Source organism: Haploplasma axanthum, assembly GCF_900660745.1.
Classification (GTDB): domain Bacteria; phylum Bacillota_I; class Bacilli_A; order Acholeplasmatales; family Acholeplasmataceae; genus Haploplasma; species Haploplasma axanthum.
In genome coordinates this window covers 1,144,502-1,170,240 of sequence record NZ_LR215048.1, presented here as the reverse complement: position 1 = coordinate 1,170,240, position 25,739 = coordinate 1,144,502, and the positions used below count along the sequence as shown (strand labels likewise).

Here is a 25,739-nt window from a genome sequence, read left to right as displayed (position 1 = left end):
ATTAAATTGCTTCCTTTTTTTACTTTAATCTTTCAATCATTGCCCATAATTCTTTTGCAGAATTAAAATTATCTGGGATAATATCTGAAGGTGATAATTGAACATCAAATTGATCACTAATTTCAGCTACTATTTGCATAATGTCTAATGATTCTAATATTCCAGCATCAATTAATTCTTCATTTGTTTCAAAGTCAATATCCGGTTTAATTTCATTTAATATATTAAGTAATTTTTCCATGATTTTATTCCTTTCTTTTATATTGTATTAAATTGATTTGTCTCAATAAAATCTCTAACTAAAGTTACATTTTTATTTTCTTTAACATATATTCTTGGCATATCACGACTCAAGAACAAATAGATTCCTTCTGTTATTGAATATGCACCAGTATTTTTAAATATCAGCGTATCTCCGATATTAAGAGTATTAAGTGTCAAATTTCTAACTAAAACGTCTGAAACTGTACATAACGAACCACAAATTGTATAAGAATCTTCTTTATTGATTTTATTTGTTTTTATATGTTCAAAATTTGGAATTTTCATTGCCATTGTTTGTCCATAATAATTCAAATGATTAATACCACCATCAACTATTGCATAATTAATGCCTGAATTCTTTTTTATATCAACAACTTTAGTTATGTATTCACCACACTCATAAGCAATATATCTTCCAAGTTCAAGGGTGATTTCACATTTAAAACCAACTTTTTCAATAGCATCAATTAATTCTTCATAATTTTGATAACTTACTGGTTGCCCATCATTATAAAAATAGTTAACAGCAAGTCCTGGTCCATATTCTAAAACTTTTGTTTCATAGTTATATTTATCTCTCAAAAGATTTATTAATGATTTTAATTCATTTAATTCGTGATTAATCACTTCAATTTTCTTCTTTTGAGTACCTGAGTAAAATTGAATGCCTTTAATCTCTAATGAATAGTCATTACGTTTTTCAATTATATTTTCAAGTATTGTTATGTCAACACCGAATTGATTACCACTTGTTAACCTAATGATAACTGGTAGTTTAATACCATTCTTATTTGCCAAATCATTTAAGAACTTCAAGTGTTCTTCTGATTCAATTGTATATAATGTTTTTGTGCCATTTAAATTAACAATTCTTTCGATATCATTATACTCTTTATTAACACCTGATAAAACAATCTGTTCTGGTTTAATGTTTAATTTCTCACAAATTCTAAACTCACCTGGTGAACATACTTCAAATGAATGAATATAATCTTTTAAATAACTAATTAGGAAAGGGTTTGCTTTTATCGCATAACAAAGATTAATTTTTGTTTTCTTTGCTAACTCATTTAAATCATTAACTCTTTTTCTAAGTTTATCAATATCAAAAAGAAATGCTGGTGTTTTTATATTATTATTCATAGTATTCCTCCATTAATTTCTTTCTATTTACTTTCCCATTATCTGTGAGTGGTATGTTAAGAACTTTAATCAGTTTCGTAGGAATCATATATTTTGGAAGTAATTCTCTAAGTTTCTTAACTATTTCAGCACTTTCATACTCACCTTGATAGAATGAAATAATACTTTTATTCTCTTTGTCATAAATTGTTGCTACTCTTGTTATATTGTCAATTTTCAAAAACGCTGAATCAATTTCAGTTAATTCAATTCGATGCCCCATATGTTTAACTTGGAAATCTTTCCTTGAACTAAAGTATAATTCCTTATCATTACCATAAAATCCAAGATCTCCTGTTCGATAAATTAACTCATTATAATATTTATTTAAAGGATTTTGAACAAAAGCTTTTTCTGTCTCGGTTTTATTATTATAATATCCTAAAGATAATGCTGTACCTGAAACACATATTTCTCCTTGTTTATTCGCATCTTCAATTAACTCATTATTATCATCTAATAAAAATACTCTTTCATTTAAAAAAGGTTTTCCAATTGGCATAGACTCTTTTTCATAGATACCTTGAGGTAGCGTATAAAAAGTACAATTACAAGTAATCTCAGTTGGTCCATAAAGATTTACATATAAAGCGTCTGGTAGATGTTTCTTCCATTCATTTAAATGTTTAATTGGCATTAATTCACCGCTAAAAAGGATTTTATTTATTTTAGAAGGTATTTTATATTGAAATCCATTAAATACAGGAATTATGCATAATGCTGATACTGCCCAAATTAATGTTGTCACTTCTCGCTCACAAAGAAAATCTAATAATAGTGTTGGAAATGAAAACTTTTGTTTAGGGATTATTTGCATTGTAGCTCCTGTTTTTAATGTTGTATAAATATCTTTAACAGATACATCAAAATCAAATGGTGCTTGATTTCCTATTATATCATCTTTAGTAAATTCAAATTCGCTAACAAATACTTCAATAAAATCGATTACTGATCTGTGACTTACAACGATTCCTTTAGGTTCACCAGTTGATCCAGATGTAAACATAGAATACAACGGATCAATATCAATATGATTCTTTCTAATATTTAAAAGTTCTAATTCGTTTATTGTTGTCTTTTCTAGTAATTCTTCAATACTTAAATATTTATTAATGTTTAAACCACTATCAATTTGTTTTTCATATTTTTTAGATAAAACAAAGAATGGATTATCTAATGTTTCAATAATTTTATTTTTTCTATCGATTGGATGTTCAGGATTAATGAGTGCATAAAAATTACCTGAATAGATTATTCCCATAAAAACAATAATTGTTTCAACACTTTTTTCATTTATTACTCCGATTGGTTTTTGTTTTAAACCATATTCAGCAATCGCACTTCCAACTATCTTAGCTTTTAAAACTAATTCTTCGTAGCTAATCGAATTTTTATCATCAGAAAAAGCTATTTTTGAAGGATATTTACTAGCACTTTTTTCTAAGTATTCTAATACGTTATTTATTCTTGTATTTATCATTTTTTATGTCCTCAACCATATTTTCATATATTAAAAGATCATTATTCCAATGTTGATATTTTGAATCATCTTTTTTATTTTGCAAATCAAATTCATCAGTTAAATATTTAGCAAAAAACTTAGTGAATTTTACAGCTCCGTAATGATTTAAATGATCTCCTCGATCCCTAGTATCATTTTTCCAATCAAAATTAAACTCTTTTATTCTTTGATTAGAATCAACAAATCGAATATTTCTTTCATCTGCAAACTTTTTAACAGCATTATATTTTGAATAATCCCATCTGATTTTTGATGGCATCTCTAAAAGAACAAGCGGTATATCATTATTCTTACAAAGTTCAGCAACTTTCTTCATATAGAGATAATGAGGCTTTTTAATTTTATAAACTTTATCAGTTTCCTTCAATTCATATGGTCCCTTATATGGATTAACATGATAATCAATTGTATATCCTTTCGTATAACTACGTTCTTTTAAAGGATTAAATTTTTTACCAAAGAATTTTTTCCAAAGTATGTGATTACTAACAATTGGGAATAATGCATCAGCTGCTTTAACTACAGCACCATGTGCTTGATAGTTGATTTTATCATAAAATAGTTGATCAACTTCAAAAACAATTACTTTTGGTTTTTGGGTCTTTAAAACATCAACTAAATAATTATATGATTCCCATGGTTTTTGAACTGCTTGAGACAATGAATAAGATGTAAATCCATATTCTTTATATGCTTCCATTGGTGAATATCCAGTATAAACACCACTATGACCAACAATTATTACATCTAATGAATCATTAGGTTCATTAAAGACTTGAGATGCTCTTCTACTTCTTGAAGATAATTCGTATGCTTCTTTTCTAGTTGAAAATGATCTTGATATAAAAACAGTAATTAATATGAAAATACTAAAAAAACAAATGCTTTTTAATATCCTAATCAATAATATATTTTTCATAGTCTTCCCTCCTAAAACTCGGCATAAATAAATGGTACTTTAGCGTAATCATCACCGTACGCACCAAAAATAACCATAAAGATAATAACTGCTTGATATATAACCCATCGATAATAAATTGGTTTTGAAGCAATCACATTAAACAAATTAATATTCTTTTCATTAAAATAACTCATTATAAATATTAAACCAACACCTATTAATAAAATTACAAATTCATATCCATCTAAACCTAAAGCAAATATTGAACCATTATATGGTTTAAATACTGAAGTTAAGATATAGAATGCATCATTAAGATTCTTCGCTCCAAAGATTGTCATTCCAATGTTAACTAAAATTAAAGTTCTAATAATTTGAAATACTCTATACCATATTGCCTTAGTATTTATATTTAGTTTCTTGTGGACCTTCCTAAATATTGGTTCCATCATCATTCCTAAGAATATTAAGATGAAGTAATAAATTCCATAAAATATATATTTCCATTCCGGACCATGCCATAATCCATTACAAATCCATAAAACAAATAGTGCTATAATAGTTGGCAACATTTTAGTGAAATGGTTTTTCCATTTCTTTCTAATCTTAGATGCTAATTTATTAATTTTTGGCGATAGTGCTATTGGATAAAAAACATAGTCTTTTAGCCAAGTACCAAGTGTAATATGCCATCTTCTCCAAAACTCCTGAACTGATTTTGAAAAGAATGGTTGTTTGAAATTTTCAGGTAATTTCACTCCAAATAATTCTGCACTACCTAATGCAATATCCATAAAACCTGAAAAATCTGCATAAAGTTGAATTGTATAACCAATAATGAACAATAAACTCGCAATTCCACTATATTCTCTTGGATTATCACCAACAGTCTTAACTAAAAGGTATACTCGATCGGCAACAATTAATTTCTTAAATAATCCCCATATTAATCTTTGTAACCCTAACATTATCCTTTGATAATTAGCTTTATTTCCATTAAAAAGTGAATCACTTACTTGATCATATCTACTTATCGGTCCTTCTAATATTGAAGGAAAGAATGATACAAATAAAAGCACTTTTAAAAATGATTTTTGAGCTTCGTATTTTTCTCTATAAACGTCTACTACATATCCAATCCCCTGTAATGTATAAAACGATATTCCAATCGGTAGTAAAAGTTTCAAATATGGTAATCTAAAACTAGTTCCTAAGATTGAAAATAATCCATTAAAGTTTCCTCTAAAAAATAAATAATACTTTAAAAAACCTAAAATAAATATATTAACTATAACAACTATAGTTACAATCCTTTTATTAATCTTTTTGACTCTATTCTTCTCTTCTTGTGTTATTTCTTCTTTTTCTTTATATGTATCGATATTTTTCTTTATTAATCTGGCTCCTAGATAGATTGTTGTTGCTGTTCCTATTAAAAAAAGAATTAATATTTTGCTCACAATAATTGAAAATGCCAAACTAAAAACCAGTAATACTATATATCGATACTTTAAAGGTATCAAATAGTAAGCAATTACTGATATTAAAAGGACAATACCATATATTAATAAAACTTCATTCATTTGTAATCCCCACCTATTATTTTTTATTAATGATTGTCTTATATATTTTATTATTCAAATCTAATTTGTATTGGTAAAACAATCTCAGTAACTTGAAGATATTGACCATCAATTTCTTCATATATTCCATAAACTAAATATGCATTTAATTCCTCACTAATATAGCCTTTTATTATAAAAATATCACTATAGTCATTGACTACATCGTCATCATTAAAATAGCTTTCTTTTTCTTCATAAAATATTTCAATTCGAACTTTATCACCATGTGACTCAGCAGTGTATTCTGTGAATATTAGAAAGCTTAAGAATTCAAAATTATCACCGGACTCTTCAACATATATTAAGACTGATAGATCTTCAAATTCTTCATAGACCATTTCGTATCCTGGAATTACTGATTTTTCTTGAATGTTTTCGCTATATAATTTCATTATATCTGAAACTGCAACATCATCTTTATCGTATATTTTATAGTTTAAACTTTTATTTTGAAAAAGATTACTTGGTCCACTAAAAGCTATATATGAAAATCCTGACAAACTAAAAATAATAAAAAAGAGATAGACAGCATGAATTGGTCTCATTAATCGATATCTTCTTTTATATTTAAACTGTCTATTAATTAAAATACGATAAACATAAAAATAAATAACTGATAACAAAGCAACAATTCCTATTACTATTCCTAAAACAATAAAAACATAGTTTTTCAATTTAACACCTCATTTCAATAAAAGCCTATTATAATATAGTACAAAGTAATTTCTTTTTCTTAACATCTTCGTATTTTACACTTTTATATTCATAGAATACAAAAAAAAACTACATTGCTGTAGTCTTTTAAATTCCAATTGTTTCTTTAAATTTATAATAATAGTTTCTAGTTACTTCAACTGTTTTCCCATTTTTTAGTTTTAATTTAAATTTCATCCCTATTGATGGAATAATTTTCTCAATATAATTTATATTGACAATTACTGAATTACTTATTCTAATAAATTCAGTTTGATCAAACATTGATTCTAATTGATAGAGTTTTTCTTTTGCACGATATTTTTTATCCATTATCTCGCAAATAATATTATGTCCAAAACTTTCAAAACAGATAATATCATCTTTATTTAATTTCATATAGAAATTATCTTCATCTTTAACAATTAAATAATTAGTTTTAAAATCTTCTTCAACTAAAAAAACTGTAGCTTCTTCTGAAATTATAAAACCAGCTTCTATTAATTTTTTCTCATACAATTCTTTTTTTTCATCATTAAGTAAAATCTTAATTTTCAATCTAAATCACCCCGAATATCAGATTTAGAAACAAAAGTGTATAACTATTATCATATATTTGGGTGATAATGTCAAATTATTATCTTATTTTGTTACTATTTTGTGTTTTCGCTCTTTTTAAAAAGAGTTTTTAATTCTAAAACAGCTTTTTTCCTATCTGTTGCATATTCAAAACCAAAATATAATAAAGGTCCATAAACAAAAGCAGGTATAGTAATCCATAAAACAGGTATATAATAAGGCTCTTTCATAAATTTAGGAACAAGCATATCAATTATAATACCAATCTTTTTAAATCCATCTGAAATACCAAAAACAAACGATGAGTTACGAATATTACTATCTAAGAAAATATCTCTTCCAGCATACTCATGAACAGCATCTAACCAACCAAACTTGTCTAAAATCAATTCATTGACATAAACCATTGTTAACATTACTAAAATTGAAATTGGTAAAAAGATTGCTCTTTTAAGTTCAAACGTATGTAACTTATAATATAGTAATAAAAATGGAATTATAAATATTAAATAATGGACAATATAAAATCTCATTGTATCAAAACTGAATAAACCTAATTTATATGTTACTTTCATACTATCAAACATTCCAAGAATTACTTCTGTTGGATACATAAATGCTGCAAACCCACCAATTAATCCAATAGTTGCAATATAATCTAATGGTATTTTTTTCTTTAATAGTAATAATGGTAAATAAACTAGTGCTGATACAGCACAAATATTCTCAAAAGTCATTTTTCGATAAATACTTGGTTTACTAATAATTAATATTCCATTCTCAGAATAAACTTCCGTATTATACGGAAAAAAGAATGGTTTTATAAGATGTAAAAGAAGTGCAGCAATTGATAAGTATATTAAAAACCGATATCTTTGCTCATTTGTTTTATTCTTTAAATATTTAACTAATAGTATTGTTGCTATAACTCCAAGCGGTACATATAATAAATAGAATTTTAGTGTTTCCATATTAACCTCTCATATTAAAAATAAAGTTTCCAGTAAACAATCTAATGTTCAATTGGAAACTATCTTTTTTTTATCGTTTTTCACGGTGTAACGTATGTTTTCTTTCTCTTGGACAATATTTCATCATTTCGATACGTCCGGGAGTCTTTGACTTGTTTTTATCTGTGTAGTAATTTTCTTCACCGCATTCAGTACAAATTAATCTAACTAATTCGCGCATTGTTAATCCCTCCAAACTTCTTTAATAGTATATCAAAAGTTAGCATCTTTTTCAATACTAAATACTTTTTAAAATAAACTAATTTCATAATCACATATTTCTTCATAAAAATCTTTCTCATGAGAAACTAAAATCAGTGTTCCTTGATATTCATTTAATGCTGTTTTTAACGCTTCTTTTGCAGCATGATCTAAATGGTTTGTTGGTTCATCCATAATTAAAACATTACCGAAATTATTTTTTAATAAGGCAATTTTAATTTTTGTTTGTTCACCACCAGATAACGTTTTAACTGGTCTATGAGACATTTCATATGTTATACCATATGTAGCTAGTAAACTTTGAACTTCAGTATTATTTAAATTGGGATAACCTATTCTTACAACATCAAATGCAATATCTTCTGTCTGATAGAAATCATCTTGTTTTAAATAACTAATTTTAACATTTTTATCCCATTTAAATTCTCCAGATATTTTAGGTATATTAGAGGTAATTGTATTAATCAGTGTTGATTTACCAATTCCATTTTTACCAGTAATAACAACTTTATCTTGATTTCTTATAACAAAGTTTTGTTTATCTAATAATGGAATATTATTGTAGCCAATCTCTAAATCATTTAAAACTAAAACTTCTTTTCCTGTTTGTAGTTTAATTGGGAAATTAAAAGTATATTCAGCTTTATTATCAAACTTTTCAATTTTTGTTAGTTTAGAAAGCATTTTTCTCCTGCTTTGTGCACGCTTAGTTGTTGATGCTCTAACAATGTTTTTACTAATAAAATCTTCAGTTTCTTTAATAAATCTTTTTTGTGCTTCATATTCTTTTTGATGTTGATCAAAACGTACTTCACGTTCCTTCAAATAAAAATCAAACGAGCCTTTATATCGACTAATTGTTCTATTTTCTACAGCAAGAACAACATTAGCAATTTCTCTTAAAAAACTTTCGTTATGAGAAATAACTAAAAATGCTTTTTGATAATCTCTTAAAAACTTCGATAACCAATCAACATGTTGAATATCCAAAAAGTTTGTTGGTTCATCTAATAAAATAACATCATTTTCCTCTAATAATAATTTACCCAGAATAATCTTAGAACGCATTCCACTAGATAAATGTTTGATTTCTTTTTCTAAAACATCCATTGATAAACCTAATCCATGAATAATATTACTTACCTGTGACTTCATTGAATAAAAATCTTTATCAATCAATTCCTCTTGAATGCTTGATGCATAATGTAGTAACCTGTCAATTTCTGAATCATTTAAACTTTCATTTGAAATTCTTTCATAAAGTTTATTCATATCTTCTTCTTTTTTAAATAAATCCTTAAAAACATCATATAAATAATCTCCAACTAAATCAGTTTCTTTTAAACTCATATATTGGTCTAAATATCCAACTTTAATATTTGGTAGCCACTTAATCTCTCCTTGATCAGGAACAAGAACTTTAGCAATCATTTTCATTAATGTCGATTTCCCTGCTCCATTTTCGCCTACTAAGACCGCATGTTCACCTCTTAAAAGTCTAAATGATGCATCTTTATATATTAATTCGCTACTATATGAAAATGTTATATTATTACCATCAATCATCTTAACACCTCAAAACTAAATCTTCTCTTTAGTTACTTTCTTTATAACATTGCCTTCAAACTCACAATAATGATTATACCTTATTTCTTCATTTATTATATCATTAATAAAATATGGAATATTACTACTTACACCAGTATTATTAAAATCAGATATCCAACTAATTTTCTTCCAATCCAAAATACCTTCTCTTGTTACTTTTGGTGTATGATATTCAAATTCGATTGGAACGATAATTAAGTAAACATGTAATCCTAATCCATTACTATCATATGTATTCCATGTTACAACACCTTTATCAAAAACATTATTAACATTTATATTTATTTCTGTTTCTTCAAACACTTCTCTTTTTATACACTCAATTGCTGATTCATTTGGCTCTTCTTTGCCACCTACACCATTCCAAGATCCCATCCATGGAGATTTATTCCTATTTAGCATTAAAACCTCATCACCACGCTTAATAAAGGCTAATGTATATTTATAATTTTTATTTACCATTTTTGTATTTCCCTCTTGTTTTTTTGTTATTTTAGTGTTATCATAATATGTGCTTGAAATATGCGCTCTTAGCTCAGCTGGCAGAGCAACAGACTCTTAATCTGTGGGTCCACGGTTCGATCCCGTGAGGGCGTACCAAGTTTAATTACTCAACAATCCTTTATTGGATTGTTTTTTTTTACTTTTATATTTTAACACATTAACATCATATTCAAAAAAAGAGTTATTAGTAATATCGTGTGGTCATCGTATAGCTATGTAATATAGTGTGGTGACCACACTTTTTTACATAGGTTCTTTTAATCATTTAAAAAAAGACCTCTTATGTTATGATATTGTTACTATCCAAATCTAACAAAGGAGGTCCTTCATGTATGATGATATCATAAAATTTCTAAATTTAAAACATAATGATTCTTTTGATTTTCAATTTGATATTCTAGATGTTACCAATTCAAATTCAATAACCAATGTTCATTTAACTCTGTCACTCAAAAAGATCAATTGTCCAGTATGTAACTCTGTAGATTCTAAAATACATGGTTATAAAACTAAAACTATCACTCATAGTATTTCTAATAGTAATCCTGTTAACATTATTTTTAGACATAGGAGGTTCATTTGTAAGTTTTGTAATAAAACTTTCTTTGAACCTAACCCTTTTACTATTAATAAAGATAGAATTAGTCATTATACTAAATTATCTATTTTAGAACACTTAAAGAATCCTTCTAATACATTTACTAGTGCTTCTACTATCTTTAATGTTTCTACTAAAACTGTTATTGATATTTTTGATGATTATGTTGATCCAAATAGAAATATATTACCTAAGTTTTTATGTATCGATGAATTTCATGTTTCAAAAAGGACTAAACATCCTTATGCTTGTCTATTCTTAGATTTTGAAACAAAAAAAATAATTGATGTTTTAAAAACTCGTCATAAATCATATCTATTAGAATATCTATCTAGTCTTAAACATACTGAATTAGATAGTGTTAAAGTAGTTATTATTGATATGTGGAAGCCTTATAAAGACGTTATATCTAAAGTTATGCCTAAAGCTTTAATAGCTATTGATTCTTTTCATGTTATTAAACATATTAATGATATCGTTAATAAGCATCGTATTAAAGTAATGAATAAATATGCTGGTAATATTGAGTTTAAAACTTATAAGAATGATAAATATTATATGTTAAAGAAGTTTCATTATTTCTTTACTAAAGAATACGATAATATCTATAATGGTTATATTTCTATTCCTAAGTTTAGAATTAGTCTTAATAAATCTTCTATTAAAGATTTTCTTTTATCCATTGATGATGATTTAACTGAAGTTTATAAAATCAAGGAAGAATATCGTGAGTTTAATAGAAACTCTAATTTTGATAATGCTAAAGAATTACTATCTGATTTAATTACTAAATATCGTAATCACAGGTTAGAAGATATTAGATCTTTTGGTAAATTACTTTCTAATTGGAAGAATGAGATTATTAATTCCTTTATTAAATCCGATTCTAATAGAAGATTATCTAATGGACCAATTGAAGGTACTAATTCTAGAATAAAGACTATTATTAAGACTAGTAATGGGATTAAAAGTTTTAAGAGATTAAGAGCTAGAATCATTTATTCTATTAATAAAGATGTAGCCCTTAAAATACCCGAATAAATTAAAATAGATTGGATAGAAAAAGCGGAAGAAATCAGGTTTAGATTCTTCCGCTTTATTACATACCACATTATATTACATAGGCTACTTAGCCACACCTAATTACATAGGTGTTTTCAATAAAACCACACGATATTACTAAGAGCCAAAAAAAGATAAGAGTTTTTCTCCTATCTTTTCTTAATTATTTAAATGTAAACTTTAAAGGTTCACTTTTACTTGATTTATTACCAACAAAGTCAACAGCTTCAACTTCAATACTATATTCTAGACCTTTATCAAGGTCTTTAAGAACTACTTGTGACAGTTCTGATGTTGTATGAAGAATTCCATCAACATAAATGTTGTAATAAGATACACCCATATCATCAGTTGCTTCATTCCAAAAAATCGAATTTTGTAATCTTGTTGATTGTCTTAAGTTCTTAATATCACTTGGTTTTTCAGAATCATAATAGTTATAATCCTTTTGATAAACACGAATATAATCGATTTCAAATGTCGCTGGGAAAATATTGTCATCAACACCTTGAGCACCACCCCAACTACCACCAATCGCTAAATTCATGATTAGAAAGAACTCTTGATCAAAAGGAAATGCATCTTTTGATTCTACTTCTTGATTATATGCTGAGGTATATTTAAACGTTCCGTATTTTTCTCCATTAACAAAACTTTCAATTTTTCCTGGTTCCCAAATAATTTCAAATGTATGAAACTCAGTTTCTGCATTAGCTACATTCTTTTTATACGTTTGTTGAGTGCCTAACATGTGATTATACTTCTTAGTATGAATACTTGTATGAAATACATTAGGATCATACCCTACATACTCCATAATATCAATTTCACCACTATTTGGCCATACTCCATATTTACTATTAGTTGGCATCATCCAAATTGCTGGCCATGTCCCCTTACCGCTTGGCATTTTAGCGCTAGCAACGATTCTTCCATATTTGAAATCACCTTTATATTTAGTAACAATTCTTGATGAACTATATTGTCTTCCAGAAATATTTTCCTTCTTAGCAATAATCTTTAAAGTTCCATTATTAACCAATGTATTTTTATTTGTATAATACTGAAGTTCATTATTTCCTCCACCATTGCCATCAATTTCATATGTCCATTTGTTCATATCAAGTTCTGTTCCATTAAACTCATCAGCCCAAACAGCAACCCATTCATCATCTATATATGGAACCAAACTATCTTCCACTGGTTTCATTTTTTCCTTACTACAAGAAACTAATAAAAACCCTGTCAATCCAATAATAACTGTTAATAATATTTTTTTTATCATTTTATTCACCTGTTATTCCGGTTCTATCGATACTTTCTGTAAAATGCTTTTGACCTAAGAAGTATAGTACTAAAAGAGGAAGGATTACAAGCATATTACCAGCTAATACAACACCTTCATTTAATGCTGCACCTGCACTTCCTGGTGGGAATAATGTTTCATATGTTGATCTAAATGACATTAATTTCAATGGAAGTGTTAGTTGCGTACCAGTATATAATCCTGTTAAGTATGTTTCATTCCAATACCAAACGAACGAGAATAAAAATACTATTATAATTGATGGTATTGCAAGTGGAATTGCTATTTTATAAAATATTTTAAATTCTCCTGCACCATCTACTTCTGCTGATTCCATTAAAACTGATGGAATAGTTTTAAAGAATTGATAAAATATTAAAATGAAAATTGCTGAGTTTATTCCTTGTCCAAATAATGCTGGATAAGTCATAGCACTTTGACTACCAATTAAGCCTAGTTTTCTTAAAATTAATAAATTAGAAGACATTGTTACTTGATTTGGTAGTATAAAAGTTGCAAGCATTAATATAAATAACAATTTTTTAAACGGAAAATCAAATCTAGCAAATCCATATCCAATTAATGCACTAGATATGGTTGATAAAAGACTCACCTTTAAGACATAACCTGTTGTTCCAAAAAAGCTTTTAGCAATATCTAAAACTTGCCATGCTTGTTTATAGTTACTAAAATTAAGTTTTGTAGGAATCCATTTAACACCATCATTTACTAAATCAGCAGATCCCATAAATGAGTTTGTTAACATATATAATAATGGATATAAATAAATATAGCTAAAACTAATTAGTAATATGTAAATCATTGTTTTATAGAACAATCCATCAACAAAGTTCATACCGAATAAAACACGTTTAAATTTTTGTTTATGATCTTTTTTTATCATGTTTTATCGTTCCCTTCTTCTAATTGATAATAATCCTACAAAGATTAGAATTATTAAAACCATCAATATAAAGTATAGCCACATCATTGCTGCTGAAAATCCATAACCAAACCATAATGTTGAATCACTAGTACCAGATAACATATGAGTTTTAGCTAATTCAAGAATTCCGCCTTCTTCTGAAAACATTGACATAGAAACAACAACATAAATAATATTAACTGATATGAATGGTTTTATTGATGGCAACGTAATCTTCCAAAAGTTATCCCATGGTGATGCACCATCAATTGATGATGCTTCATAAATACTTTTATCGATTTTTTGCAATCCAGCAAGAAATACTAGAATTGGAACACCTGCATACCATAAAACTAATAATAATTGATTAAGAATTAATTCAATTGGATTAGCAATCCATTCTCCCACATTGTTGAATAAAAAGTTTAATGCTTGATTATCTTCAAATGAAGGAAGAGTTGTTGCACCTTGATTTATAAGTTCATTAAGGATTGGTCCAGATGATATTACTACTGGTAAAAAGAAGATTGTTCTCCAAATTCCTTTCCCTTTAATTTTTTGATTAATTAACATTGCAATAATCATCGAGAAAACTATTATTAATGGAACAGCAATAATTAATTTTGTTACATAGTTTGTATATAACGGTAATAATGTTTGGTTTCTAAAAATATTTAAATAGTTAACTGCTCCAATGTACTCACTTTTGATCCCTGTTTGAACATTATAAAATGCTCTTGAGAAACTTAAGATCAATGAATTGATCATTGGATATAAAGTTAATACTAAATATCCAATAACCCATAAACCAATAAACATAAAACCGTAAAATGCTGCTCTTCTTTTTCTTGTCATTTTAATCTTTATTTTATTAAATAATAATATTTGTGTATGACCTTTTCTAAATATGAAGTTATGTGTTAATGCATAACCAATTTTTTGAAATACTGGTGATACTTTTAAACGATAAAATTCACTAATATTACTAAATAATTTACCGAAAAAACTTTTAATCTTTTTCATTATTGCACCACCTTATAATTGCTAGCAGGAATTGAAATATTATTATAAGTAAAATTCTTACTTGTATAATTTATATAAATCTTGACATTATTGCTATATTTAACTTCAACTATACCAAGTCCTAGAATATTTCTTTCAATGATAGTAGCTCCAATAACATTTTTAAGTGCATCATTAACAAAGTTATATGTTTCAATTACTTCATCTTTATAATCACTATAAGATGTTGAATAATCTGTATATGATAATGTATATCTCATTTTATAGGTTGGACTATATGTTAATACAAAACTTGGATTTATAGCAAAATCTACCATCATTAATAGTCGCTCTATTCCTAATGCATTATAGTTAATATTTGGCGTAAAGTATGAAATATATCCTTTTAATACTAATGGTATTAAAGGTATTAAATCAGTATAAAAATCATATTGACTATTTGTTATTGGAACATCTAAGAATGTTTTAGCATATTCTAATGCATATAAATGAGGAAAACGCATTTGCATATTTTCATACAATTCAAATATTTGTCTTTGATTTACTAAGTTCATTGTTCGATCAATATAATTACCACTCTTATATGTAGAATATAAGTTATTTGTTTCATCATCAATAGTAAGTCCAGATATTAATAAATCATTTACTTTTTTTACATCTTGTTTAGCTAAACGAAGCGATTGTTCTGGATATAAATAGTACTTTTTATACGAAGAATCGTTTAAATCATATCTATCGTATGCCATTCTTGTTTGAGAAACATTTCTTGCAACATCACGATTATATGAAATACGATTATTATAATTAGTTGATACTAAATAATTGTTTTCAAAATAAATATTATTATCATCATTTTTAACTAATTCAGCAAGTTTTTTAAAATTATTCTTACTTTCAATAACACTTATTTTATAAGGTGCTCGGTCTCTATTTCCAGAAGTTGAATACCCTTGTAGATTAACTTGTTGATTTGTAATTCCATTATTTTTAAATTCATTATAAATTTCTTCAACTTGACTCACTGTTGTCATTGTAACTTTCTTAGTTCCTAAGAATGAATCTTCGCGATCACTCATTAAATAATTGATATTTAAAGGAATTCCATTTCCTGTCAATTCTCTTTTAGTTAAAACATTGATACTATTTAAAAATTCTTGATAATCTTTAGCAATTCCTACATAGTTTGCTTCTTCGCCAGTCAAAAACTTATAATCAATATTTAGGTTACTTGTTGTCTTTTGATCTAATAGGCTATCATATCCATTACCTTTTCTATCGATAATTGTCTTATAAACTTGTCTAACAATATATCTTGGATTTAACCTAAAATATCTACTACTTGCTCCCCAAAATCTTCCTTGAAGAACAACGTTTTCTGCACCTTCATTTATCTTTGCATATAAGGCATTTTCATTTTCTAGGTGAACTATTCCAAAAATTGGAAGTGATAATTCAGGTAAATATCCTTCATTATATCCTAAATCATTTCCGTAGTATCTAGCATTAAAATCCTTGTTAAATTGTCTATTTAATCTAACTAAAGCTCCTATTCCATCAGGAATCATAAAATATCCTGGAACTTTGTTTTCTCTAGTTGATCCTAAATATGGAAAAATATAAATATTTGTTAATTTAGTATTTATATCATTTTCTAGAATAGTGCTATTATCTAAATTAACATTAATTCCATTTTCACTTAATGTTAGATTAACTTTGAAAGAAATCTTTAATTCTTTAAAATTAATCAAACTCGTAATTGTTTTATTACTTGTATTAATTTCACTTTCTATTTCCATCAAATTTTTATCATATGAATCATTTTTTATTACATATGGTTTTAATTCTGTTGGTACATCTTCATTATTTAAATATGTAACTTTTGCTGCACTATAAATTGAAGTTGTCGTTTGTCTAAGATTTTGAGTATTTGTTTTAACATAATCAATCCAAATACCTGAATTCATTAAATGTCTAGCATTATTATTTCCATCTGAATATTCTTGAAATTCTGCTCTAGACGACCATACAAATCCAGTTGTCTTATTCACAATAACGATAGAGTACGAATCATTTTCAAAATAAAGATCATATGACTCATTAGAAAGAGCTAGTTCATATCCTAGTAAATCAAGTTTTTCATTTGCATACCTAATTTTATAGTTTTCATTGTATTGTTCTTTTTCAGCCTCTGTTACTTTATTCAATTGTGTAAATCTTGAACTACTTAAAAAACTATCTTCAATATATGAAAAATTAGAATTATTATCTTCATAAGTATTAAATATACTAGCATTTTTCTTACTCATTCCATTGACTGTAATTGATGTAAAAACAACAAGTAAAATTGCTACTATACTTCTTTTTATTTTTCTAGACACGATTTCTAACCTCCTTAATGATATCACCAAACAATCCAATAACTTCAGACATCAACATGTATATTATAACAATGAATATTAAAATCATAATTGCTGTAAATAGTGTAATTAGAATATTTTTAAATGTTGGTTTCATATCATAGAAATGAATTTCTTTAACCATAATAACTAAATAAATAACTGATAAACCAATTCCTATATACATTAAAACATTATATACAAATGCTTCATTATATGTTAATAGGTTTGAAACTACTGCTAAAATTGGTAATGTTATTATCAGTGGTAGTAAGGTATATGCAGTACCTTGTAAAATATCACTAAATTTACCTTCTCCATCTCTAATACTTCCAATTAAATAATTACTTATTAACCAAAGTATTAATGGTATGAATATGAACATTACTTCATTTAATACATTTATTTCCGATTTAATAATGTCATTAAATAAGAAACTTGTATTATATTTCCAAAACATATACGCAATAAAGAACAATAATATATATATTAATGCTGTAAGGTTTGAACTTTTCTTTTCGCGCTTAATTCCATAAAAACCATCACTTGGTTTTTTAATAATATAGAAACCAAATGCTAGTTCATTATAAACTTTATACTTTTTCAAATATGTATTAAGTTTTTTAAATGGTAATTTTAAATATTTACCAAATTTTAAAAACTGATTAGCAATAACTAAAACAATTAATCCAAGTAATACTCCAACAAGTAGGGGACCACTTGCAAGTAAATCTTTATTTCTAACTTCCCAAAATGCTTGTGAATATCCTTGTTGGTCTCTTGAAATAATATATGATTCCATAGCTTTTTCATATTCCATTTGAGCAAAATATGCATCACCAATTCCCTTATTTGCTAAATCAAATAAAGAATTCATTTTTAAAACTTTTTGCCATGGAACAAGTGATTCCGAATATTTACCATCATAATATAGTAAAATTGCTTCATGAATTGTGTTTGCAAATTCAGTTGGAATAAAGATTTGTAGTGATCTACTTTGATTATCTACAGCATATATATTATTTTTACTATCTACTGCAATTCCAGTTGGTGATTTAAATAATCCTTTTTGATCAAATTCATCTTTACCACTAAAGATAAATAAAACTTCTCCTTCTGGTGTATACTCAACAATTCTACCTGTTTTTGAAATTGTAAAAATCGTATGATTTGGACCAACAAAAACATCTTCAATATCTTCAAATCCCCATATGGATTCATTATATACTTGATTAGCAATATTTAATTTTTTATATCCTATTTCATCTTTTGTTGTTGTTAATATTAATCCTGATTGATCAACGCCGACATTATAGACTGATTTAGGAATCATCTTAAACCAATTACGACGTTGTTCTTCATCAAATAATAATTGCTTAATCATGTTATCTAGAGTTTTTGGTAGTTGATTACCTCCAAAAAATCCCGTAAATTCGCCATTCTCATTATACTTAGCTAAACCATTAAAATTACCTGCTAAAACTAAATATACTAAATTTGCATGATCAGTAACAACCTTTGTTGGTTCAAAAACATCTGTATCACTAAAATATGGCGTGTTAACAGGTTTTTTATATGTCATTGTTCTAATATAGGTTTGAGTTGGCTCATCAAATGTGTATTGATATGCTTCTTTACTTCCAACATCGACTATATAAACTTTTTCATCTTGACCAACATGAACACCAGTAGGTTTTACTAACTCACCTTCACCAATTCTTAAACTATCATTTGTTTCAACGTTATATTTAATAATCATTTTTTGTTCCTGATCAGCAATATAAACGTTATTTTTAGAATCAATTGTTATATCTTGTGGATCTCTAAGTTCTATTCCACCGAGTTCATATTGAATCGAGAGTGGAACATAAGCATCTTGAGTCCATATAAGTCTTTTCGTTGAACTACTATATGTATAAGTAGTATAAGGAATACCATTTGCTGCCACTTTAGTAGGACTAACAAATATAATACTTATCATTAATAGTAGGATTGCAATTAATAATCTTTTTTTCTTCATATTATTTAATCCCCGAATGCGCCATTGTATTCATTACCTTACTTTGAAGAATAACAAATAGAATGAAATTTGGTAAGAACATTATTAAACTTGCAGCTGCTGCCATTCCTTGTCCAGCAACTGTATTGTGTGTTGATGTTAAACTTTGAATAAAAAACGCTAATGTTCGTTTACTTTCATCATTAATGTAAAGAGTTGATGAAACTACGTCATTCCAAATTTGTTGGAATGATAAAATACCAACTGTTGCAATTGCAGGTGATATTATAGGTAATATTACTTTTATAAATATTTCCATTTCTGATGCACCATCAATTTTTGCAGATTCTATTAAATCATTTGGAACTTGATCAATAAACTGTTTTAATAAAAACATTGCAACCGGTAAAACAATCATTGGTAATATATGAACTAAATAATTATCAATTAGTCCCATTCTAGCAATGATTAAATACCTTGGTATTTGGACGGCTATTGGAACAAACATTAAAGCGATTGTGTTTATTTCAAATAAAAGTTTTTTACCTTTAAACTTTAACTTTGATAATCCATAAGCTGATAAAGCTGAAAACACAATTGATAGAAATACTCCAATTATTGTTACAAATAATGTATTGGCAATATATCTTGAAAGTGGAACACTAGTTGCATTCATAACTCTAAAAAACTCACTAAAGTTTCCCATTGTTGGTTTTCTTACGAAGAACTTAGGTGGATACTCAAATAATTCTGATTGTGGTTTAAAAGCTTGATTAAATATAAATAATATTGGTAATAACATTAGAATTGAAAGAGGGATTAAAAATAGATAAAACTTTAATTGACTCTTATCAAATCTACTTGGATTTATTTTAGTACCTTGAAATGATGACATTTTATCTACTCCTTTTCTCCTAATAATTTAAACGTTACTTTTGATAAGAAATATACAAGTAATAACAAGACAACACTAATTGTTGCTGCATAACCCATCATATATCTTGTAAATCCAAAGTCTTCAATATGGTTAACGATTAGTTGTCCTGAATATTGAGGGGTTGGATTGGATCCCGATAGTTGAACACCAATTGCTCCCGCTTGGAAAGTTGTTACTGTTGCCATTACTGCACCAAATAACATTTGTGGTTTCATTGATGGAATTGTGATATAGAAAATCTCTTGAGTTCTATTTCTTATTCCATCAATATAAGCTGCTTCATAAAGTGTTTGATCAATATTTAAAACCCCTGCTAGCATCGCTAAAAATCCAACTCCCATACTACTCCATAGTGAGATTATAATCATAATCGTCATTAAGTATTGAGGTGATTGTAAAAATTGAATTGGTTCTAATATGACTCCCCAGTTCATAAGTAAGGCATTTAAATAGCCTTTTGAATCTCCAGAGAAAATAATTTTCCACATTGACGCCATAGCAACCCCCATCGTTAAAGATGGTGAGTATAAAATAATTGCTAAAATTGTTCTTGGTACTTTCGATATTTGTGCAAGCATCCATGCAACAACAAACGATAATATATAACCAACAGGTCCAACAATTAAAGCGAATTTGATTGTATTAGATAAAACATATTGCATAAATACTGTGTCAATTGTTACTAACTCAATGTAGTTAGTAATCCCGACAAATTTAGGCGTTTGAATAGCATTAAAGTATGTAAATGATAATACTACTGCTGCTAGTACTGGTAGAACAATAAATATTGCAAACAATGTCCAATATGGAACAAGAAACCAAGCTGGTCTATTCATTTTTTTAATCATCTTAGTTTACCTCCGTTAGCCATTTGTCAATATTTTTTATTGTTGGTACTTCATAATTCTTAACTGGTACACCATTTACAACATATCCAAATTCAGCCATTTTATATAATATTTCACGATTTGAAATACGAACAGCTTCATCTAGTGCAAGTCTTGGATTAGCACCATCAAAAACCATTTTTGTCCATGCATTACTGATTTCACGTTCAACCATGTAAGATCCAGGTATTCTTGGAGCTTCAGATGCATATTCCCATTGATTTAAAATAACATCACGGTGTTTTTTAGGAATTGACATTTGACTAAATGCATTAACATTAGCAGTATTCCAAAAATATGTTTTACCATATGTATTTTGAAGTGTAAAAGCAAATTCTGCCTGAACTTCAGTACTCATCCACCATGATAAGAAATCCCATGATTCTTGTTTATGCTTAGTAGTACTCATAATCATTGAAGATTGTGCACCTGATGGTGCATATCTTACTATTTCACCAGTTTCTTCAATATAATTTCCTGGATGTAAATCAATATCCCATAATCCATCAAGTTCTAATGCAGTTGTTTGTAATAGAATGTATGTTGATAAATCACTAACACCAATTGGAATAATTCCATATCTAAATTGATTGTAGAAACTTGCAACATATTTTTGCATATTATAAAGTGTAAATAATTCTGACATTAATTTCATTCCTTGAATTGTCTCAGTATCATTAATTGCTGTTTGCATGCCGTCTTCACTATATAATGAACCACCAAATTGGTAGATAAATGGAAGTGTTGCAACAAATGGTTTTAAACCTACATATTGAGAAATTGGAATAAAATAATTAAGTTCATAACTTTGAAGTACTGGTAGTAATGCTTTTATTTCATCCCAAGTTTGTGGAACTTTATTAACACCGATACTTTCTAAAATATCTTTTCTATAGTAAGTAACCCAAAAGTTTTGAGTTTCTGGTAATCCATAAACACCATCTTCAAATATATATGGAATCATTGCACCTTTAGAAAAGTTCTTAACTAGTTCCTCGTATCCCTTAAACTCTCTTAAATCAAGTGATGCTTCTCTTATTGCAAAATCATATGGAATCCAATGATCCACACCAATTGCAACATCTGGTGCATCACCACTAGCATTTGCTAATACTAATTTATTTTGATCTGGCATTTGCGATAATGTAATTCGCATCTTGCCATCATATTTTTCATCAATCATAGCTTGCATTATTTCAATATATTGTCTTGGGTGATTTACCCAAACTCTTAATTCATTATCTTTAGCTTTTGATACGCTATATGGATTATTTGTATATGATAGAATCAATCTCTTAATTTCTTCATATATTGATGTAAATACATTGCTATATGGTTTAGATAATCTTTCATCTCCATAAACAACAACACGTTCAATTTCTAAACCTGAAACCATTAATCTTTGCATTGTTGCTCCAAGTAATTGGTTTACTGATGAATCACCATCAGAGAATTGAACCATTTTGCTTGGTAATTTGTTAATGTTTTTAGCAATATTTCTAAGTCGCTTAGCCGATTGTGAAATGTTAGCAATTTCAGATGGTTTACTAACATCTGACATTACTTTTAAACTTTCATGAAGCACATCTAATTCATCAGCCCATTTATTCATATCTGTACTTGCATTTGGGAAATATGTTTCAATATCCCAATCTCTATATGGATCATTTCCACCAGAAGTGTATCGTTTAACTTTTAAAGCCAGACTTTGAATTTCTGACATTATTTCTTTAATTTTTTCAATCGCAGTACGGTATGGATAACTCACTGCTTCTAAAGTTATTTCATGTGTTCCTGCTTCTAAATATATTAAAACATCATCTCCATTTTCATCAACAACTCTTCGATTTAAAAAACCTGTTGTGTAAGGAAATGCATAACTTTCAAATAAATCAAATGGTACTTTATCATTAATACTGATTTTTCTAAATACTGGCATTTCATTAACTAAATTTTGTCGATATTTAAATGCCAATTTATACATACCACTATTTTCAACATTAATCTCATAAGTTACTGCTTGACCACCATTTTGCCATGATTCGCTAAAAATTGTATTTAATTTTAGTTTTTGTGTATCATAGTATAAATTACTTGGATCTCTTTCACTTCTAAGTCTTATTGATGGTTCAGTTCTTGACTTCATATCTCTTGCAGATATTTCAATTTTTTCATTACTTATACTAACATTTTGATATTCCTTTAAATATTCTTCATATGTTTTTATTGTTTCAGTCTTAAAGAATGAAACTTCACCAATTAATAAATCTTTATTCACATATGAAATGGTTATTTCATCACCATTTTTTAAATGATAACCATAATAATTTGGATGGATTCCCTTGTAATCATAAATCTTTTGATTATACCATCCAATCTCCTTATTTGCCCCTGCTTGTATCTCATTACCATATCTATCATTACTAAATTCATCTTTAGCAAAAATCCACTTAGATTTTAATACTAATGTTTCACTCTCAATAAATGGTACTTCACCATTAATCTTGATACTTATTTGATTATTATCAATTAATTGGTCCAATTCATAATAATCAATTGCAATATAATAAATTCCTTCTTCAACATCACTAACTTTTATTGTTAATTGATTATCTTCATTTAATAGATAGACTCCATTATTACTTGTTTTTTCACTTTGATATTTTTTTACAGCTTCACCATAATTACTATCATTTTCAGTCACTTCTAAACCTAAATAATCACTATTATCTAGAATAATATCTTTATTAATAAAAGGAATATTTTTGTTTTTGTATTCTAATAATAGATTCGTATAACTCTTTTTACCGCTAACTAAGTTACTTGTTTGTTGATAATCGTTATTATAATCAATTGTAGAAACATAATTTTTCATATTTGACTTACGAAAAAATGAAAGGACAAGAAATAACGATAAGAAAAAAGTAATCGTATAAACGATAATTCTTTTTGTAGATATGCCTTTAATTATTTGTTTTAACTTATTAAAAATATTCTTAATCGTCTTCATACTGACTCCTTACATATAAGAAAGATGGGGGGAGAAAACTCCCCCAACATCTCTTTTTATTTTAGTTTATCTAGCGTTTGTTGTACTAGTTCATTTATTTTTTTATTCCATTCTGTTGCATAAGTTGGTACTGATGTTGCTCCAGCAGTAACTAATGCTTCCCATCCAAATGTGTTTTCTGCATCATTTGCCCATGCCCAGAAATCACGATATCCTGGCATCCATTTATCTAAATCTGGTTTACCATTTGCAATATGTTCAAATGTTGCTTGAATACCTTCAATACCATCAACGAAACCATCTACTTTTGCCCAAATTTCTGGATAATCAGCAATTGGATATCTATCAAGATATGCAGGTGTTTCACCTTTAGCAATTAATTCTTTTCTTGTTTCATCTAAAATGTCTAATCTTGCATTCCATCCATCTTTTCCATAAGTCATCCATTTAGCAAGTAAGTATGCTTCTTCAGGATATTGTGTTTGTGATGAAACTGCTTGATAGTCAAGAATTACTGGTGGATAGAAATTTCCATTTGTAGCTCTTGGGTATGGCCAGAATCCTAAATTAATATTATCTTTTTTAGCTTCTTGAATTACCCAGAATTGCCATGAACCTTCAATATCCATTGCACCAATTCCAGTTTGAATTAAATATCCATCTAAGTGAGGATATTGTTCCAATTGGTCTGGAGTAAATTTAGTTGTTGTTCCATCAGTTAATTGATGTAATCTAACTTTTTCTTGCATTGCACTTATCCAATGCGCGTTTGTATAATTAAATTTACTTCCATCCCAAGTATCATACATTAAATCAGCATCTTCCATTGTTGGCCATACTTGTTGGAAGTCTGGTGTTCCATACCAAGTATCTAGTCCAATTACTGTTTCTGCTGGATCAGAACTAATATTTTTAATTGCTTTAGCAATTTCAATCATTTCATTAAATGTCCAATCTTTCATTGGATATCCATCGTCATCAATACGATATTTACCTGCAGTAGTTGTTAAGTTAGCATTTTCAAAAATATCTAAGTTAATCATTACACCTTTTAAGAATTGGAATGAAGGAATACCATATCTTTTTTCACCATAAATAGCAGTCTTTGCAATATATTCATATACTAATTTAGCATCTTCATCTTTATCCCAATATTCACTTACATCTAATGTCAATCCTTGTTCAACAATTACTGGAACATTATCTGTTGCAAATACGTCAGGTAAAACTCCATTTTGTGAAGCTGTAATTAAATTACCTGTAAACTCTTCACCACTACCTGCAATATCAGTTCTTAACTCTACTGATATATGTGGATATTTTGCTTCAAAAGCATCAATCATTTTTTGATTTGTTACTTGATCACCCCAGTCAGCATAAGATAAAGAAATTTTATTTCCAGGAACTGGTTTCTTTCCACCACATGCGATTAATACTAATGATCCTATTAATGTTAATGTAACTAATAATAATTTTTTCATTTTTT

At 27.4% G+C, this 25,739-nt stretch carries 21 protein-coding genes and 1 tRNA gene; 2 read left to right on the top strand and 20 right to left on the bottom strand.

Annotated features, from left to right (window positions below):
- Positions 1-19: 19 nt before the first annotated feature.
- From EXC62_RS05475 to EXC62_RS05425, 11 genes are all read right to left on the bottom strand, one after another.
- The gene (locus tag EXC62_RS05475) at positions 20-241 is read right to left on the bottom strand and encodes an acyl carrier protein (protein ID WP_026390816.1); all 222 of its coding nucleotides are present in this window, start codon (positions 239-241) and stop codon (positions 20-22) included.
- Positions 242-258: 17 nt separating this feature from the next.
- Complete coding sequence (locus EXC62_RS05470; RefSeq protein WP_026390815.1) at positions 259-1,407, bottom strand: diaminopimelate decarboxylase family protein; 1,149 nt, start codon at positions 1,405-1,407, stop codon at positions 259-261.
- Positions 1,400-2,926, bottom strand: a complete 1,527-nt coding sequence (locus EXC62_RS05465; protein ID WP_035375818.1) for an AMP-binding protein — start codon at positions 2,924-2,926, stop codon at positions 1,400-1,402. The genes EXC62_RS05470 and EXC62_RS05465 overlap by 8 nt, the downstream gene beginning before the upstream one ends.
- Positions 2,904-3,887 carry a hypothetical protein gene (locus EXC62_RS05460; protein ID WP_026390813.1) on the bottom strand — a complete coding sequence of 328 codons (984 nt, stop codon included), beginning with the start codon at positions 3,885-3,887 and terminating at the stop codon, positions 2,904-2,906. Before EXC62_RS05460 ends, EXC62_RS05465 begins: the two co-directional genes overlap by 23 nt.
- A gap of 11 nt (positions 3,888-3,898) precedes the next feature.
- Positions 3,899-5,452, bottom strand: a complete 1,554-nt coding sequence (locus EXC62_RS05455) for an MBOAT family O-acyltransferase (protein WP_026390812.1) — start codon at positions 5,450-5,452, stop codon at positions 3,899-3,901.
- A gap of 50 nt (positions 5,453-5,502) precedes the next feature.
- A complete protein-coding gene (locus EXC62_RS05450; protein ID WP_026390811.1) occupies positions 5,503-6,168 on the bottom strand; it encodes a hypothetical protein in 666 nt (221 codons plus the stop codon).
- Between the two features lie 127 nt (positions 6,169-6,295).
- Complete coding sequence (locus EXC62_RS05445) at positions 6,296-6,745, bottom strand: LytTR family DNA-binding domain-containing protein (protein WP_026390810.1); 450 nt, start codon at positions 6,743-6,745, stop codon at positions 6,296-6,298.
- Positions 6,746-6,840: 95 nt separating this feature from the next.
- The gene (locus tag EXC62_RS05440) at positions 6,841-7,737 is read right to left on the bottom strand and encodes a TMEM164 family acyltransferase (protein ID WP_026390809.1); all 897 of its coding nucleotides are present in this window, start codon (positions 7,735-7,737) and stop codon (positions 6,841-6,843) included.
- Between the two features lie 70 nt (positions 7,738-7,807).
- Positions 7,808-7,957: a 50S ribosomal protein L33 gene (gene rpmG / locus EXC62_RS05435; protein ID WP_026390808.1), complete on the bottom strand. Its 150-nt coding sequence runs from the start codon at positions 7,955-7,957 to the stop codon at positions 7,808-7,810.
- Between the two features lie 68 nt (positions 7,958-8,025).
- Positions 8,026-9,564: an ABC-F family ATP-binding cassette domain-containing protein gene (locus tag EXC62_RS05430; RefSeq protein WP_026390807.1), complete on the bottom strand. Its 1,539-nt coding sequence runs from the start codon at positions 9,562-9,564 to the stop codon at positions 8,026-8,028.
- A 15-nt stretch (positions 9,565-9,579) separates the two neighbouring features.
- Positions 9,580-10,068 (bottom strand): NUDIX hydrolase, encoded by a 489-nt coding sequence (locus EXC62_RS05425; RefSeq protein ID WP_026390806.1) that lies wholly within the window; start codon positions 10,066-10,068, stop codon positions 9,580-9,582.
- 62 nt (positions 10,069-10,130) lie between these two features.
- On the opposite strand from EXC62_RS05425, the gene EXC62_RS05420 reads away from it, so the two are divergent.
- Positions 10,131-10,206 (top strand) — tRNA-Lys (locus EXC62_RS05420).
- A gap of 232 nt (positions 10,207-10,438) precedes the next feature.
- Positions 10,439-11,749 carry an ISL3 family transposase gene (locus tag EXC62_RS05415; protein WP_129747472.1) on the top strand — a complete coding sequence of 437 codons (1,311 nt, stop codon included), beginning with the start codon at positions 10,439-10,441 and terminating at the stop codon, positions 11,747-11,749.
- A 184-nt stretch (positions 11,750-11,933) separates the two neighbouring features.
- Here EXC62_RS05415 and EXC62_RS05410 read toward each other — a convergent pair whose 3' ends face one another.
- The 9 genes from EXC62_RS05410 to EXC62_RS05370 all read right to left on the bottom strand — a co-directional run bounded on the left by EXC62_RS05410 (position 11,934) and on the right by EXC62_RS05370 (position 25,734).
- The gene (locus tag EXC62_RS05410) at positions 11,934-13,055 is read right to left on the bottom strand and encodes a glycoside hydrolase family 16 protein (RefSeq protein WP_052589644.1); all 1,122 of its coding nucleotides are present in this window, start codon (positions 13,053-13,055) and stop codon (positions 11,934-11,936) included.
- A gap of 1 nt (position 13,056) precedes the next feature.
- Complete coding sequence (locus EXC62_RS05405) at positions 13,057-13,980, bottom strand: carbohydrate ABC transporter permease (protein ID WP_026389995.1); 924 nt, start codon at positions 13,978-13,980, stop codon at positions 13,057-13,059.
- 3 nt (positions 13,981-13,983) lie between these two features.
- Entirely contained in the window at positions 13,984-15,024 is a 1,041-nt protein-coding gene (locus tag EXC62_RS05400; RefSeq protein ID WP_052589646.1) for a carbohydrate ABC transporter permease, read from the bottom strand.
- Entirely contained in the window at positions 15,024-17,402 is a 2,379-nt protein-coding gene (locus EXC62_RS05395; RefSeq protein WP_026389997.1) for a DUF5696 domain-containing protein, read from the bottom strand. Before EXC62_RS05395 ends, EXC62_RS05400 begins: the two co-directional genes overlap by 1 nt.
- Entirely contained in the window at positions 17,395-19,440 is a 2,046-nt protein-coding gene (locus tag EXC62_RS05390; protein WP_026389998.1) for a YIP1 family protein, read from the bottom strand. Before EXC62_RS05390 ends, EXC62_RS05395 begins: the two co-directional genes overlap by 8 nt.
- 1 nt (position 19,441) lies before the next feature.
- Positions 19,442-20,314: a carbohydrate ABC transporter permease gene (locus EXC62_RS05385; protein ID WP_026389999.1), complete on the bottom strand. Its 873-nt coding sequence runs from the start codon at positions 20,312-20,314 to the stop codon at positions 19,442-19,444.
- A gap of 5 nt (positions 20,315-20,319) precedes the next feature.
- Complete coding sequence (locus tag EXC62_RS05380) at positions 20,320-21,204, bottom strand: carbohydrate ABC transporter permease (RefSeq protein ID WP_026390000.1); 885 nt, start codon at positions 21,202-21,204, stop codon at positions 20,320-20,322.
- 1 nt (position 21,205) lies between these two features.
- A complete protein-coding gene (locus EXC62_RS05375; protein ID WP_162849138.1) occupies positions 21,206-24,118 on the bottom strand; it encodes an extracellular solute-binding protein in 2,913 nt (970 codons plus the stop codon).
- Positions 24,119-24,309: 191 nt separating this feature from the next.
- Complete coding sequence (locus tag EXC62_RS05370; protein ID WP_026390001.1) at positions 24,310-25,734, bottom strand: ABC transporter substrate-binding protein; 1,425 nt, start codon at positions 25,732-25,734, stop codon at positions 24,310-24,312.
- Positions 25,735-25,739 lie beyond the last annotated feature (5 nt).